The sequence below is a fragment of the Herbaspirillum sp. WKF16 genome, assembly GCF_028993615.1.
In the GTDB taxonomy this organism is placed as follows: domain Bacteria; phylum Pseudomonadota; class Gammaproteobacteria; order Burkholderiales; family Burkholderiaceae_D; genus Herbaspirillum.
Window position 1 is genome coordinate 1,132,672 of record NZ_CP118632.1, and the last position, 14,604, is coordinate 1,147,275.

General features: G+C 66.7%; 12 protein-coding genes. 7 read left to right on the plus strand and 5 right to left on the minus strand.

The features are described 5' to 3' along the window. Positions 1-26 precede the first annotated feature (26 nt). On the minus strand, positions 27-716 hold the full coding sequence (locus Herbaro_RS05125; RefSeq protein WP_275012756.1) for a tRNA-uridine aminocarboxypropyltransferase: 690 nt from the start codon (positions 714-716) through the stop codon (positions 27-29). 205 nt (positions 717-921) lie between these two features. After that, on the minus strand, positions 922-1,158 hold the full coding sequence (locus Herbaro_RS05130) for a DUF3820 family protein (protein ID WP_275012757.1): 237 nt from the start codon (positions 1,156-1,158) through the stop codon (positions 922-924). Between the two features lie 106 nt (positions 1,159-1,264). Here Herbaro_RS05130 and Herbaro_RS05135 point away from each other — a divergent pair, with 106 nt between their 5' ends. After that, on the plus strand, positions 1,265-1,477 hold the full coding sequence (locus Herbaro_RS05135) for an oxidoreductase-like domain-containing protein (RefSeq protein ID WP_275012758.1): 213 nt from the start codon (positions 1,265-1,267) through the stop codon (positions 1,475-1,477). 19 nt (positions 1,478-1,496) lie between these two features. Here the strand turns inward: Herbaro_RS05135 and recG are convergent, their stop codons facing one another. Both recG and Herbaro_RS05145 read right to left on the minus strand, forming a co-directional pair. After that, on the minus strand, positions 1,497-3,617 hold the full coding sequence (gene recG, locus Herbaro_RS05140; protein ID WP_275012759.1) for an ATP-dependent DNA helicase RecG: 2,121 nt from the start codon (positions 3,615-3,617) through the stop codon (positions 1,497-1,499). 109 nt (positions 3,618-3,726) lie between these two features. Then, positions 3,727-5,559 carry a DUF4153 domain-containing protein gene (locus Herbaro_RS05145; RefSeq protein WP_275012760.1) on the minus strand — a complete coding sequence of 611 codons (1,833 nt, stop codon included), beginning with the start codon at positions 5,557-5,559 and terminating at the stop codon, positions 3,727-3,729. A 140-nt stretch (positions 5,560-5,699) separates the two neighbouring features. Here Herbaro_RS05145 and queA point away from each other — a divergent pair, with 140 nt between their 5' ends. Both queA and tgt read left to right on the plus strand, forming a co-directional pair. Then, complete coding sequence (gene queA, locus Herbaro_RS05150; protein WP_275012761.1) at positions 5,700-6,722, plus strand: tRNA preQ1(34) S-adenosylmethionine ribosyltransferase-isomerase QueA; 1,023 nt, start codon at positions 5,700-5,702, stop codon at positions 6,720-6,722. 12 nt (positions 6,723-6,734) lie between these two features. Then, positions 6,735-7,862, plus strand: coding sequence for a tRNA guanosine(34) transglycosylase Tgt (tgt, locus tag Herbaro_RS05155; protein ID WP_275012762.1), 1,128 nt, complete (start codon positions 6,735-6,737; stop codon positions 7,860-7,862). Positions 7,863-8,119: 257 nt separating this feature from the next. Here the strand turns inward: tgt and Herbaro_RS05160 are convergent, their stop codons facing one another. Next, on the minus strand, positions 8,120-9,763 hold the full coding sequence (locus Herbaro_RS05160; RefSeq protein ID WP_275012763.1) for an acyl-CoA synthetase: 1,644 nt from the start codon (positions 9,761-9,763) through the stop codon (positions 8,120-8,122). A gap of 310 nt (positions 9,764-10,073) precedes the next feature. Between Herbaro_RS05160 and yajC the strand changes: the two genes are divergently transcribed. The 4 genes from yajC (at position 10,074) to Herbaro_RS05180 (ending at position 14,467) form a co-directional block, all read left to right on the plus strand. Next, positions 10,074-10,355, plus strand: a complete 282-nt coding sequence (gene yajC / locus Herbaro_RS05165) for a preprotein translocase subunit YajC (protein WP_275013962.1) — start codon at positions 10,074-10,076, stop codon at positions 10,353-10,355. Between the two features lie 110 nt (positions 10,356-10,465). After that, a complete protein-coding gene (secD, locus tag Herbaro_RS05170; RefSeq protein WP_275012764.1) occupies positions 10,466-12,370 on the plus strand; it encodes a protein translocase subunit SecD in 1,905 nt (634 codons plus the stop codon). 88 nt (positions 12,371-12,458) lie between these two features. Beyond that, positions 12,459-13,403 carry a protein translocase subunit SecF gene (gene secF, locus Herbaro_RS05175; RefSeq protein ID WP_275012765.1) on the plus strand — a complete coding sequence of 315 codons (945 nt, stop codon included), beginning with the start codon at positions 12,459-12,461 and terminating at the stop codon, positions 13,401-13,403. A 164-nt stretch (positions 13,404-13,567) separates the two neighbouring features. After that, the gene (locus Herbaro_RS05180) at positions 13,568-14,467 is read left to right on the plus strand and encodes a tRNA threonylcarbamoyladenosine dehydratase (RefSeq protein WP_275012766.1); all 900 of its coding nucleotides are present in this window, start codon (positions 13,568-13,570) and stop codon (positions 14,465-14,467) included. The last annotated feature ends 137 nt before the right edge of the window (positions 14,468-14,604 follow it).

Below are 14,604 nucleotides of genomic sequence, written 5' to 3' on the forward strand. Positions count from 1 at the left end.
GTCGCGGCGACCCGCCTTCCATGCCTTCATTCCCCGCGGCGACCGGACTGCCCGCGAAAACGCAGCAGGCCCTGCTGCACTACGAAGTTGTCGAGGGCGGTCAGCAGCGGATGGTATTTTTCGCTGTTCTTTTCCAGCTGCATGAGCGCATAGCAGGAAGCCTCCAGCGTGGACAGCTGGTCCGACCGATGGGCCTTGCGGATCATGTATTGCGAGGTCGGGGTATCGCGCAGCGCCAGGCGCGGCAGGGACTGCAGCAAGGGATTCTGGAACAGCATCTTGCGGCTCTTGCGCCAGGTGCCGTCCACGATCACCAGGCGCAGGCGTTCCAGCTTGTGCTTGCCGTCCACCAGCATGGCGCGCGCGTCGAAGCGCGAGGTGGCGGGCAGGCTGGCGTCGTCGGTGTAGAGCAGGACCGGTTGTACCGGTTGCGCGGCGTCGCCGTCGGCCTGGGGTAGCGAGGAGGGCGCGTGCAGCAGCGCCTGCAGGTGCTCGGGCGCGAAGCTCTCGCCGATCTCCAGCTTGCTGTAGGGCAGGCTCATGTGCAGCAGGCGCGCGGTGTTCTTGGCATTGGATGCTTCCATCGGGTGCTGCAGGATCAAAATGTCGACAGCCGGAGTGATGGGGGAAACCCAATTGCAGATGCAGGCGCTTTGGGCGCGCTGGCAGTGCGGGCAGAGCGGGCGACGCTGTTGAAGAGAATCTTGGGCTGGCATTGATATTGGCATCGGTGTCCTGGAGTTGGGGCGGCTCGCCTGCTTGCCGCTGCGAGGCAGCGCGGCAGGGCCAGCCGGAATAAGTTTCATCCTTGCATCGCCGACGGCGAAAAATTCGTAAACTTCGCCGGATGGGTAGCGTGGCTTGCCCGATCTCCTGAGTCAATCGGCGTTCGACGAACATTTTCTAGTTGTTTTTCTGGTGTCACTCGAAATTGTTCGAGCCTCGTGCTTGCTCCCGCAAGGGATCCAGCAGGTGCCGCAGGGCGTTGTGATCCAGCTCGTACATCAGCGCCAGCAGGCCGCCCAACTCTCCGCGCGGAAACCCCTCGCGCGCGAACCACGCCAGGTAGTGGCCGGGCAGGTCGGCGATCAGGCGTCCCTGGTATTTCCCGTAGGGCATGGAGCGGGTCAGCAGCAAGGCGAGGTGTTCAGGCGTCATGTCGGCCATCCGATGCAATGCGGGCCGGAACGATGCCGGCCCATGGTTTTATAATGGTCAGGCCGCTGTCGGTCCGATGCGGCTTTCACGTTGCGCACCCTTGCCCATGAGCCCTCGCCGATCGCATCCCTCCGCCGCTTCCGCATCGCCCGCCGACGATCCCGCGCCGACGCCGCCGGTGGAGCCGGCGCTGGAAGACTGCTGCGGCAGCGGGTGCGCGTCCTGCATCTTCGATATCTACGAACGGGAGCGCGAGCGCTACCGGGAGGCGCTGGCGGCCTGGAACGCGCGCCAGGCGGAGCGTTCCGCCCGCCGGTGAGGCGCGGCGCGGGCCTGGCCTAGACGCGCAGGTAATCCTCGCGTCCGCCCAGCCAGCGCGCCAGATGGCGGTCGACAATGTCCGGCGCGTGCTGCAGCAGCGCCTGCGCGGTGTCGCGCGCCTTTTCCACCAGCCATTGGTCGGTGGCGAGGTCGGCGAAACGCAGCATGGCGTCGCCGGACTGGCGCGCGCCCAGGAATTCGCCGGGGCCGCGGATGTCGAGGTCGCGCCGCGCGATCTCGAAGCCGTCGGTAGTCTCGCGCATGGTGGCCAGCCGCTCCTTGGCGGTGCCGCCCAGCGGCCCCTGGTACATCAGCAGGCACACGCTGGCGGCCGAGCCGCGGCCGACGCGACCGCGCAGCTGGTGCAGCTGCGACAGGCCGAAGCGCTCGGCATGCTCAATCACCATCAGCGAGGCGTTGGGCACGTCCACACCGACTTCGATCACCGTGGTCGCCACCAGCACATGCACCGCGCCACGGCTGAACCCTTCCATCACGATCTGTTTTTCCACCGGCTTCATGCGTCCGTGCACCAGCCCGATGGTCAGGCCGGGCAGGGCGGCCGACAGCGCGGCATGGGTGTCGGTGGCGGTTTGCAGCTCCAGCGCCTCGGACTCCTCGATCAGCGGGCAGACCCAATAGATCTGCTTGCCCTCCAGCGCCGCCGCATGCACGCGCTCGACCACTTCGTCGCGCCGGTTCTGGTCGATCACGCGGGTGACGATGGGCGAGCGGCCCGGCGGCAATTCGTCGATCACCGACACTTCGAGGTCGGCGTAATAGGTCATCGCCAGCGTGCGCGGGATCGGCGTGGCCGACATCATCAGCTGGTGCGGCACCGATGTCGCTTCGGCGTCGGCCGGATTGAAGCTCTTGTTGCGCAGGGCCAGGCGCTGTCCCACGCCGAAGCGGTGCTGCTCGTCCACGATCACCAGCCCGAGGTTCTCGAACTGCACCGTGTCCTGGATCAGCGCATGCGTGCCCACCACCAGGCGCGCGGCGCCGGATTCGATGTGGGCCAGGGCCTCGGTCTTTTCTTTCTTCTTTTGGCTGCCGGAGAGCCAGGCCACGCCTACGTCCAGCGGCTCCATCCAGGCGGCGATCTTGCGGAAATGCTGTTCGGCCAGGATCTCGGTAGGCGCCATCAGCACCGCCTGGCAGCCGCTGTCGATGGCCTGGGCCGCCGCCAGCGCCGCCACCACGGTCTTGCCGCTGCCGACGTCGCCCTGCAGCAGGCGCTGCATGGGGAAGGACTCGCGCAGGTCGGCGCGTATCTCTTCCAGCACGCGCTCCTGCGCGCCGGTCAGCTTGAAGGGCAGCACCTTGACCAGTTCCTCGGTGATGCGCCCGGTCACCGGCAGCGCGCGCGAGGTCTTGGCGCGGCGCGCGGCCTGGGCGCGCTTGAGCGACAGCTGCTGCGCAAGCAGCTCATCGAACTTCATGCGGATCCAGGCCGGGTGCGAGCGCTCCACCAGGGCATGTTCGTCCACGTCTGGCGGGGGATTGTGCAGCAAGCGTACGGAAGATTCGAACGGCGCCAGCTTGAGGGTCTCGCGCATCGAGTCCGGCAGCGTGTCGCTCCAGTCCAGCCGGCTGACGGCGCCGGCAATGGCCTTGCGCAGGTAAGCCTGCGACAGCCCTTCGCCGGCCGGATAGACGGGAGTGAGCACGTCCGGCAGCGGCGCGCCTTCATTGACCACCTTGTATTGGGGATGCACCATCTCGGCGCCGAAGAAGCCGTGGCGCAGCTCGCCGCGCACGCGCACCCGCGTGCCCTCGGCCAGTTGCCGCTGCTGGCTGCCGTAGAAGTTGAGGAAGCGCATGGTCAGCTGCGCAGTATCGTCGCCGACCGTGACAATCAGCTGGCGGCGCGGCCGGAACTGCACCTCGCAGGCGGTGACCAGGCCCTCCACCTGCACCATCTGCAGCCCGCGCATGGAGGCCTCGGCGATGGTCATCAGCGTGGTCTCGTCCTCGTAGCGCAAGGGCAGGTGCAGCGCCAGGTCCATGTCGTTATGCAGGCCCAGCTTGGCGAGCTTGTTTTCGGGCTTGGCGCTCTCCTTGGCCGCAGGCTTGCCTTTGGCGGCAGTTTTCCGGGGCGGCGTCTTGCCGGTGGTTTTTTTCGCGGTGACGGGCATGGGCAGAGCGGGTGTCCGACGGCGCAGGACGATGAAAAGAATGCGCTATTGTACTGTGATTAATTACAGTATCAATTGTCCGTTGCACTCGCCGCGCCCATTGCGCCCGCTAGGGCGCCGGGCAGCTCGCCGGCTTGGACCACGGCGCGCGCATGACCAGCCGCGTGCCGTTGAGGTCGATATCGCGCTGGCGCGGCGCCAGCCACTGCAGCGGGCCGGCCTGGACGGCTTTCTTCAGGCGGTTGCGGCAATCGGCGTCGAGCTCGAAGCGGCCCAGCATCTCCCAGCGGCCATCCGCGGCGGCAAACAGGGACGGTTCATCCTGTTCGCTGAACATCAGGATCTGTTGCTGTCCCTGCTGTCCGATCAGATAGGCTTCGCAGGGTGCGCCATGATTGCGCAGGCAAGATGGCAGCATGTACTGGCCGGACTCCCATTGCGTTGCGATGAAGTCCGGCGGCAGCACGCTTCCGGCCGGATAGACCCGCACGTTGGCGGACACGTCCGGTCGCGGCGGCGGACTGGACCTGCTTGACCAGCGCTCGGGCTGCTGCAGCGCCAGCCGCGCCTGTTCGCCGGCGGCGCCCCGGCTCAGCTGGTGCAAGGCCTGCAGGCCGAAGCGCGCGCTCTCGAAACGCAGGAACCGGAAATCGAACTCCGCCGTTGGTGTGCGGCCCTGCAGCAGGCGCGCCATCTGGCTGTTCACCGCGATCCTGGCAGGATCGGCCAGCGGCGACAGCACGGCCACGAATACGGCCAGGATCGCCAGGCTGGCGGCGATGTTGAATGGCGCCAGCAGGGGCGGCGCCTGTCGCCGGCGCAGCGCCGCCCAGGCGTAGCCGGTGGCATAGATGGCGGCGACCAGCATGGTCAGGGCGGCGCCGATGCGGCTCACGCTCCAGCCGTATTGCGCCACGCGCAGGCCCAGCGCGTAGATGGCCAGGGCCACCAGCGGCGCCGGCAGCAGGCAGGACAGGCGCAGGCAGGCCGCCATGAAGCGGTTCGACGCCACCGGGGCGGCGCCGTCCTGGTAGACCATGTTGATCAGCACCACCAGCAGCGCCGTCGCGCCCAGCAGCACCGACGATGCCCGGCGCGTCTGCCACAGCGGCTGCAGGCCGGTCGCCGCCAGGCTCGCAAGGAAGCCGGCGACGATCAGCAGCGCCAGCGGCAACAGCCAGGACAGCACCGTCAGCAACAGCCGGCGCACGCCCGAAATGATGCCCGGCCTGACGTCGGTCAGGTGCAGCGCGCTGCAAAAGGCCAGCGTAGTGACCGGGATGGCGAACCAGCTCTCCTGCAGCAGTTGCCTCGGGAACTCCAGGCGCACCAGCGCGAACAGCGCGGCCCCGATCTCCAGCACCAGCCACAGCAGCAGCGTGAACAGCAGTGCGAAGGCGATCTGCAACGCCAGCTTCCAGGCCAGCGAGAAGTAGCTCTGGTAGCGCGCGATACGGCGGCCGTCCGCGTGGCCGGCCAGCACCATGGATTGCGCGATGAACAGGCCCATCGCCAGCAGCGCCCCCAGCAGCGGGGAAGGCGCCAGGTTGGTCTTGTCCTCGCCGCGCCAGCCGGCCAGCGCGGCGCCTTCAAGCAACTGGCTGAGGTCGGTGCGCCAGGCGTCGTAGAGGGCCAGCGCCGTCAGCAGCACGGCCAGCCCCGCCACCCACAGCAGCAGCTTGCGGCGGGGCAGGTGAACCATGCCCGAGACCGCAGCCAGCGGCACGAACGCGACGAGCAGCAACAGCGGCTTGAACAGCAGCGCGTCAGTCGCCGGCCAGGTCCTGGCGCTCAGGCTGCGATAAAGGAAGTAGAGCGCCAGGCCCTGGGCCAGGCCGATCGCCATGCGCCGCATGCCGGTTCCCGGCGGCACGGCCGGTTGCGCGTCGCTGGCCTCTTCGGGGAGCATGGCGGCGGCGGATTGGGGTGGGGGTGTTTGCATGGGCAATCTCTCAGTGGCCGCAGGGCGGTAAGCCGCTCAGGCTAGGGTGAAAACGTTGGCAGCGCGCAAGGAGAGCGTAAAATAGCAGGTTTGACGCGCGTTTTTGACGCCGCGCTCCCCGTTTTTGCAGGTTGTCATCCATGTATTCCCTCTCCGATTTCGATTTCGAACTGCCGCCCGAGCTGATCGCGCAGACCCCGCTGGCCGAGCGCAGCGCCTCGCGCCTGCTGCAGGTGGACGGCGCGCAACTGACCGACCGCCGTTTCGCCGACATCGTCGGCCTGCTCAACCCCGGCGACCTGCTGGTCTTCAACGACACCCGCGTGCTCAAGGCGCGCTTCTTCGGCGTCAAGGAAACCGGCGGCAGGATCGAGGCGCTGGTCGAGCGCGTGCTCGATCCCCGCACCGTGCATGCCCAGGTGCGCGCCTCCAAGTCGCCGCCGCCGGGCACCAGGATCCGCCTGGCCGACGCCTTCGAGGTGACCGTGGGCGAGCGCTTCGGCGAGTTCTTCACGCTGCATTTCCCGTCCGACGTCTTCGAATTGCTGGAGCAATACGGCAGCCTGCCGCTGCCGCCCTACATCGAGCACGAGGCCGATTCCTACGACGAGACCCGCTACCAGACCGTCTACGCCAAGGCGCCCGGCGCGGTCGCCGCGCCCACCGCCGGCCTGCACTTCGACCAGGCCCTGCTGGAGCAACTGGCCGCGCGCGGCGTGGGGCAGGCCTTCGTCACGCTGCACGTGGGCGCCGGCACCTTCCAGCCGGTGCGGGTGGAAGACCTGTCGCAGCACCAGATGCACAGCGAGTGGTACACCATCCCGCAAGCCACGGTGGATGCGGTGCGCGCCGCCAAGGCCGGCGGCGGGCGTGTGATCGCGGTCGGCACCACCAGCATGCGCGCGCTGGAATCCGGCTCGCAGGGCGGACAGCTGGAGGCCGGCAGCGCCGACACCCGCCTGTTCATCACGCCCGGCTATACCTTCAAGACCGTGGACCGGCTGGTGACCAATTTCCACCTGCCCAAGTCGACGCTGCTGATGCTGGTCTCGGCCTTCGCCGGCTACGAGCACATCCGCGCCGCCTATGCGCACGCGATCGCGCAGAAATACCGTTTCTTCAGCTATGGCGACGCCATGCTGCTCACCTGCAACCGAGCATAACCGGGACCCGACATGCTGGAATTCACCCTCTTAAAGACCGACGGCCGTGCCCGCCGCGGCCGCGTCAAACTGAACCACGGCACCGTTGAGACGCCGATCTTCATGCCGGTCGGCACCTACGGCTCGGTCAAGGCCATGTCGCCGCTGGAATTGAATGAGATCGACGCCCAGATCATCCTCGGCAACACCTTCCACCTGTGGCTGCGCCCGGGGCTGGAGGTGGTTTCCAAGTTCGGCGGGCTGCACAAGTTCATCGGCTGGGACAAGCCCATCCTGACCGACTCCGGCGGCTTCCAGGTGTTCTCCCTGGGCGAGATGCGCAAGATCACCGAGGAGGGCGTGCACTTCGCCTCGCCCATCAACGGCGACCGCCTGTTCCTCTCGCCCGAGATCTCGATGCAGATCCAGCGCGTGCTGAACTCCGACATCGTCATGCAGTTCGACGAATGCACGCCCTACGAGATCGACGGCCGTCCCGCCACCCGCGAGGAAGCCGGCAAGTCCATGCGCATGTCGCTGCGCTGGGCCAAGCGCTCCAAGGACGAGTTCGATCAAGGAGAAAATCCCAACGCGCTGTTCGGCATCGTGCAGGGCGGCATGTTCGAGGACCTGCGCGACGAGTCGCTGGCCGGCCTGCAGGAACTGGGTTTCGACGGTTTCGCCATCGGCGGGCTGTCGGTGGGCGAGCCCAAGGAAGACATGATGCGCGTGCTGGAGCACGTCGGCCCGCGCCTGCCGGCCGACAAGCCGCACTACCTGATGGGCGTGGGCACGCCGGAAGACCTGGTGGAAGGCGTGGCCAACGGCGTGGACATGTTCGACTGCGTCATGCCCACCCGCAACGCGCGCAACGGCTGGATCTTCACCCGCTACGGCGACGTCAAGATCAAGAACGCCAAGTACAAGGACGACGAGCGTCCCTACGACGAGACCTGCGAGTGCTACGCCTGCAAGAACTTCTCGCGCGCCTACCTGCACCACCTGCACCGCGCCGGCGAAATCCTCGGCGCGCGCATGAACACCGTGCATAACCTGCACTACTACCTGGAACTGATGCAGGAGATGCGCGACGCCATCGATGCCGGCAGCTTCCAGGCCTTCGTCGCCAAGTTCAAGGAAGACCGGGCGCGCGGGGTTTGAGTGTTGTCGCAATGGGCGTGATTCGTTGTGCCGCCGTCGGCGCGGCATGACAAACGCCACTGGGTTCCGGCCTTCGCCGGAACGACGAGAAGGTGGGGCTCGTACGGCTAGAGGACTAAGTTCTTTCTTGCCCGTCGTCCTGACGCAGGTCAGGACCCAGCGTCGTTCAGCGGTCGTCGCGGCATGACTGATGTCGCTGGATCCCGGCATTCGCCGGGATGACGGAGCTAAATGGTCGGTCTCTTGCCTGCACGCGATCAGGCGCGGCCAGCTCGCCAGCCCGTCACCATGTCCCGCAACTGCCGCCGGATCACCTTGCCGGTGGTCGTCATCGGCAGCTCCTCCACGAAGTACACCTCGCGCGGATATTCATGCGCCGCCAGCCGCGTCTTGACGTGCTGCTGCAGCGCGCGCTTCATGGCGTCGTCGCCGTCGAAGCCGGCGTTCAACACCACGATGGCCACCACGATCTCGGTGCGCTCCGCATCCGGCGCGCCCACCACCGCCGCCATCTTCACCGCCGTGTGCTGCAGCAGGTTGTCCTCGATCTCGCCGGGGCCGATGCGGTAGCCGGCCGAGGTGATCACATCGTCGTCGCGGCCGACGAAGCGGATGTAGCCGTCCTCGTCCTTGGCGCCGGTATCGCCGGTGAGCAGCCAGTCGCCGGCGAACTTGGCGGCGGTGGCTTCGGGTTTGTTCCAGTACTGCAGGAACATCACCGGGTCGGGGCGCAGCACGGCGATGTTGCCCTGCGCGCCGGCCGGCAGCGGCGCGCCCCGGTCGTCCACGATCTCCACCCGATGGCCGGGCGCGGCGCGGCCGATGCTGCCGGGACGGCAGGGCATCACCGCGGCATTGGACGACACCGTCATGTTGCATTCGGTCTGGCCGTAGAACTCGTTGATGGTCAGGCCGAAGGTCTTGCGGCCCCAGTCCAGCAGTTCGGCCCCGAGCGACTCGCCGCCGCTGGCCACCGAGCGCAGCGCCAGCTTCCAGCGTTGCTCCGGATCGGCCACGGTGCGCATCATCTTCAGCGCTGTCGGCGGCAAGAAGCAATTGCGCACGCCGTGATCCTGCAGCAGCCCGAAGGCGGCCTCGCCGGTGAACTTCTCGAAGCGGTGCGCCACTACCGCCACGCCGTGGTGCCAGGCCGGCAGCAGCACGTCCAGCAAGCCGCCGATCCAGGCCCAGTCGGCCGGCGTCCAGATGCGGTCGCCGTCCAGCGGGAAGAGGTTGTGCGACATCTCCACGCCCGGCAGGTGGCCCAGCAGCACCCGGTGCGCATGCAGCGCGCCCTTGGGCTGGCCGGTGGTGCCGGAGGTGTAGATGATCACCGCCGGGTCGTCGGCGCGGGTGGCGACCGGCGTGAACGCTTCGCCCTGTTCGGCCAGCGCTGCGTGCAGGTCCACCGCGCCGGGCTGGGGGCCGTCGATGGTGAATACTGTCCTGAGCGCGGGCAGCTGGCCGCGGATGCCGGCCAGCTTGGCCGCGCCCTCGGCATTGGTCACCACGATCTTTGCGCCGCTGTCGTGCAGGCGGTATTGCAGCGCCTCGACCCCGAACAGGGCGAACAGGGGGATGGCGATGCAGCCGCTCTTGTAGGCGGCCACGTGCGAGAAGGCGGTTTCCGGCGCCTGCGGCAGCAGGATGCCGATGCGCTCGCCGCGCTGCGCGCCGTGCGCGCGCAGCAGGTTGGCCATGCGGTTGGAGAGCGCGCGCATCTGGCCGAAGCTGTAATGGCGCACGCCGCCGTCGCGCGCAATGTGGATCAGCGCCAGCCGGTCGGGCTCGCGCTCGGCCCACTTGTCGCAGACGTCGACGCCGATGTTGTAGTGTTCGGGAATGTTCCAGCGAAAGCCCGAGGCGATCGCCTCGTAGCTTTGCGGCGCGGTGGGCAGCATGCGTGGTCTCCTGGTTGCCGGTCTTGTTGGTTTTGTTTGCCACTGTACAAGTTTTGCCTGCCGCCGGCGATGCCGTTTTGATAACGCCGCGCGGGCGTCGGCGGGCAAAGCGGGCCGAACGCGCGCAAACCGCCGGCAAATCGCGCCGAAAATCCATAAATGGATCTTGATCTCCGGCAAGCCGTCCCGATTTGCCGGTATAGCGCCTGCGCAGTGCTAGAATGCAGGGCTATTTTTCAATCAACCTTTGGAGCCTTACGTGTTTATTTCCGACGCCTACGCGCAAACGGCAGCAGCAGCCCCCGGCGGCATGCTGGGCAACCTGACCAGCTTCCTGCCGATCATCCTGATGTTCGTCGTGCTGTACTTCCTGATGATCCGCCCGCAGATGAAGCGTCAGAAAGAACAGAAGTCGATGATGGACGCGCTGGCCAAGGGCGACGAAGTCGTCACCTCCGGCGGCATCCTGGGCAAGATCACCAAGGTGGCCGATGCCTACATCACGATCGAAGTGTCGGAAGGCAACGAGATCGTCGTGCAGAAGGGCGCCGTCACCACCCTGCTGCCCAAGGGCACCATCAAGGGCCTGTAATCCGGCCGCGCGGAACCCATGGGCGCATCGCTGATGCGCCCATGTTTTTAGGGTTCTGAACAAGGCGGCAGGCCACTGCCGCCCATTCTGGAAGCAAGAAGCACAAGACCATGAATCGTTACTCTCTCTGGAAATACGTACTGATCGTCGTCGCCCTGCTGTTCGGCGTGATCTACACCGTCCCGAACTTCTTCGGCGAGTCTCCCGCCGTGCAGATCAGCAGCGCCAAGTCGACCCTGAAGGTCGAGGCCAGCGTGGCCGGCCGCGTCGACGAGATCCTGAAACAAGGCAAGCTGCCCGCAGAGAGCGTGGCGTTCGACAACAGCGGCGCCCAGCCGTCGGTGCGCGCGCGCTTCGCCACCACCGACATCCAGTTCAAGGCCAAGGCCTTGCTGGAGCAGCAACTCAATACCGATCCCAGCGATCCGACCTACATCGTCGCCTTCAACCTGCTGCCCAACACCCCGCAATGGCTGCAAAGCCTGCACGCCTTCCCGATGTACCTGGGCCTGGACTTGCGCGGCGGCGTGCACTTCCTGATGCAGGTTGACATCAAGGCGGTGTTGAACAAACGGCTGCAAGGCCTGCAGTCCAGCGTGCGCAGCCTGCTGCGCGACAAGAACATCCGCCAGTCGGGTATCAGCCGCAGCGGCGACGCCATCGAGATTTCCTTCCGCGACGCCGACACCCGCAGCAAGGCGCGTTCGGTCCTCGGCGAGCTGCAGGAACTGGTGCTGGCCGACGCCGGCGCCGGCGACGACCTCAAGCTGGTCGCCACGCTGCGCCCCGAGGCCTTGAAGCAGACCCAGGAAGACGGCGTCAAGCAGAACATCTCCACCCTGTCCAAGCGCGTCAACGAGCTGGGCGTGGCCGAGCCGCTGATCCAGCGCCAGGGCGCCGACCGCATCGTGGTCGAGCTGCCGGGCGTGCAGGACGTCTCGCGCGCCAAGGACATCATCGGCCGCACCGCCACCCTGGAAGTGCGTATGGTCGACGAGAGCGTGGTGCGCGGCACCGAGGAAACCACCGCCATCCCGTTCGGCTCCGAGCTGTTCAAGATCGGCAAGGGCGCGCCGGTGGTGCTCAACAAGGAACCGGTGCTCACCGGCGACTACATCGCCAACGCCTCGGCCAGCTTCGACGAGAACCACCAGGCCGCGGTCAGCATCGACCTCAACGGCGACGGAGGCCGCAAGATGCGCGAAGCCACCCGCGAGCGCGTCGGCAAGGCCATGGCCATCGTGCTGTTCGAAAAGGGCAAGGGCGAAGTCCTGACGGTGGCGACCATCCGCTCCGAACTGGGCTCGCGCTTCCAGATCACCGGCATGGGTTCGCCCGAAGCCGCCGGCGACCTGGCGCTGCTGCTGCGCGCGGGCTCCCTGGCCGCGCCGATGGACATCATCGAAGAGCGCACCATCGGCCCGCAGCTTGGCGCCGACAACATCAGCAAGGGCTTCAACTCGGTGCTGTACGGCTTCGCCGCGATGGCTGTCTTCATGATGATCTACTACCAGCTGTTCGGCTTCTTCAGCGCGCTGGCGCTGTCGATCAACGTGCTGCTGCTGGTGGCGCTGCTGTCCACGCTGCAGGTCACGCTGACCCTGCCCGGCATCGCCGCGATCGCGCTGGCGCTGGGTATGGCGATCGACTCCAACGTGCTGATCAACGAGCGCATCCGTGAAGAGCTGCGCGCCGGCAATTCGCCGCAGGCGGCGATCGCGGCCGGCTTCGACCGCGCCTGGGCGACCATCCTCGACTCCAACGTCACCACCCTGATCGCCGGCCTGGCGCTGCTGATCTTCGGTTCGGGCGCCATCCGCGGCTTCGCCGTGGTGCACTGCCTGGGCATCCTGACCTCGATGTTCTCGGCCGTGTTCTTCTCGCGCGGCGTGGTCAACCTCTGGTACGGCCGCAAGAAGAAGCTCTCCGGCCTGGCCATCGGCCAGATCTGGAAGCCGTCCGGCGATGTGCTGACCACCTCCGGCAAGGCTTCGGCCAAGCGCGAGGCGAAGTAAGGCAGAACGATACGGCGCGCCGGCACGGGCGCCGACGAATTGAGCAGGGCCGCGCCAATGCGAGCGCGGCCTGCACGAAAGGATAGCGATGGAATTTTTCCGCATCAAAAAAGACATTCCCTTCATGCGCCACGCGTTGATCTTCAACGCGATCTCGGCGCTGACCTTTGTGGCCGCGGTGTTCTTCCTGCTGACCAAGGGCCTGCACTTCTCGATCGAGTTCACCGGCGGCACGGTCATGGAAATGGCCTACAGCAAGCCGGCCGACCTGGAGAAGATCCGCAAGTCGGTGGAAGGCCTGGGTTACCGCGACACCCTGGTGCAAAGCTTCGGCACCGCCCAGGACGTGATGATCCGCCTGCCGGCGCAGCCCGGCGTGAACGCCACCGAGCAAAGCACCAAGGTGACCGAGGCCCTCAAGGCCGACGACCCTGAAGTGCGCCTGCAGCGGGTGGAATTCGTCGGCCCGCAGGTCGGCGACGAACTGGCGCACGACGGCCTGATGGCGCTGGCCATGGTGGTGGTGGGCATCGTGATCTACCTGGCCTTCCGCTTCGAATGGAAGTTCGCGGTGGCGGCGGTGATCGCCAACCTGCACGATGTGATCATCATCCTGGGCTTCTTCGCCTTCTTCCAGTGGGAGTTCTCGCTCACGGTGCTGGCGGCGATCCTGGCGGTGCTGGGCTACTCGGTCAACGAGTCGGTGGTGGTGTTCGACCGGGTGCGCGAAGCCTTCCGCGACCGCCGCTTCGGCAAGCTGTCCGCGCCGGAGGTGCTGAACCACGCGATCACCAGCACCATGTCGCGCACCATCATCACCCACGGCAGCACCGAAATGATGGTGCTGGCGATGTTCATCTTCGGCGGTCCGACGCTGCACTACTTCGCGCTGGCGCTGACCATCGGCATCCTGTTCGGCATCTACTCGTCGGTGTTTGTCGCCGCCGCGCTGGCCATGTGGCTGGGCGTGAAGCGCGAAGACCTGATCAAGCCGGTCAAGGTCAAGGACGAGAACGGCGGCGCGGTGGTGTAAGCGTAAGCGCCGGCTGTTTCAGCATCGAGCATCGAACAACGGGCCGCCATCGCGGCCCGTTGTCTTTATGAAAGGCCGCGCGCGCTGCTTCGGCAAGCCCGCGGCAAACACGGGATAATGCGGCATCCGCCGATTCCGGCAACCTTGTCATTCACATCAGTTCCATGAGCGCTACCGCAGACAGCAGCGCGCCGGCCGGCGCCCTCCAGCACGACATCGATTACGAACGCCGCTTCGGCGGCGTGGCCCGCCTGTACGGCAAAGAGGCGCTGGAGCGCTTCGGCCGCGCGCGCGTGTGCGTGGTGGGGGTGGGCGGCGTCGGCTCGTGGATCGTGGAAGCGCTGGCGCGCAGCGCCATCGGTCACATCACCATGATCGACCTGGACAACCTGGCCGAGTCCAACGTCAACCGCCAGATCCACGCCTTGTCCGAGACCCTGGGCCAGGCCAAGGTGACGGCGCTGCGCGAGCGCATCATGCAGATCAACCCGACCTGCGTGGTGACCGAGGTGGAAGACTTCGTCGATCCGGAGAACGTGCCGCAGATGCTGGGCGGCGGGAAGTTCGACTATGTGGTCGACGCCATCGACAACGTTCCCGCCAAGGTGGCGATGATCGCCTGGTGCCGCCAGAACGGCATGCCGCTGGTCACCATCGGCAGCGCCGGCGGCCAGATCGATCCCACCATGATCGAGATCCGCGACCTTTGCCGCACCGAGCAGGAGCCGCTCCTGGCCAAGGTGCGCAAGCGCCTGCGTTCGCAGCACGGCTTCCCGCGCGGCACCAAGAACAAATTCCACATCGATGCGGTGTTCTCCACCGAACCGCTGCGCTTTCCCGATATCGGCGAGGGCGAGGCCTGCGCGATCGATCCGGCCATGGCCGGCGGCGAGGACATGGACATCGGCGGCGATGCGGCCGACGTGGCGGCGGCCGAAGATGTCGCGCAGGGTGGGGTGACTGGTTTGAACTGCGCCGGCTTCGGCTCGGCGATGGTGGTGACGGCTTCCTTCGGACTGGTGGCCGCGTCGCATGTGTTGAAGAAGCTGGCGGCGATGGGGTGAGGAGCCTCTGTCGTCGCGTGCTTTCATCTCCGCCGTATCACTGCTCCTCCACGGTGTCGTCCCGGTGAAAGCCGGGATCCAGCGTCTTTCGTTGCGTTCCTTGGATTCCGTTCGGGCTGAGTAGCCGCTTTGGCGGC

Excerpts from the sequence above, each read along its gene's own strand:
- Herbaro_RS05145 (WP_275012760.1), bottom strand. The coding sequence starts at position 5,559 with ATGCAAACACCCCCACCCCAATCCGCCGCCGCCATGCTCCCCGAAGAG.
- Herbaro_RS05135 (WP_275012758.1), top strand. The coding sequence starts at position 1,265 with ATGAGCCCTCGCCGATCGCATCCCTCCGCCGCTTCCGCATCGCCCGCC.
- Herbaro_RS05160 (WP_275012763.1), bottom strand. The coding sequence starts at position 9,763 with ATGCTGCCCACCGCGCCGCAAAGCTACGAGGCGATCGCCTCGGGCTTT.
- secD (WP_275012764.1), top strand. The coding sequence starts at position 10,466 with ATGAATCGTTACTCTCTCTGGAAATACGTACTGATCGTCGTCGCCCTG.
- yajC (WP_275013962.1), top strand. The coding sequence starts at position 10,074 with ATGCTGGGCAACCTGACCAGCTTCCTGCCGATCATCCTGATGTTCGTC.
- Herbaro_RS05180 (WP_275012766.1), top strand. The coding sequence starts at position 13,568 with ATGAGCGCTACCGCAGACAGCAGCGCGCCGGCCGGCGCCCTCCAGCAC.
- tgt (WP_275012762.1), top strand. The coding sequence starts at position 6,735 with ATGCTGGAATTCACCCTCTTAAAGACCGACGGCCGTGCCCGCCGCGGC.
- recG (WP_275012759.1), bottom strand. The coding sequence starts at position 3,617 with ATGCCCGTCACCGCGAAAAAAACCACCGGCAAGACGCCGCCCCGGAAA.
- Herbaro_RS05130 (WP_275012757.1), bottom strand. The coding sequence starts at position 1,158 with ATGACGCCTGAACACCTCGCCTTGCTGCTGACCCGCTCCATGCCCTAC.
- queA (WP_275012761.1), top strand. The coding sequence starts at position 5,700 with ATGTATTCCCTCTCCGATTTCGATTTCGAACTGCCGCCCGAGCTGATC.
- Herbaro_RS05125 (WP_275012756.1), bottom strand. The coding sequence starts at position 716 with ATGCCAGCCCAAGATTCTCTTCAACAGCGTCGCCCGCTCTGCCCGCAC.
- secF (WP_275012765.1), top strand. The coding sequence starts at position 12,459 with ATGGAATTTTTCCGCATCAAAAAAGACATTCCCTTCATGCGCCACGCG.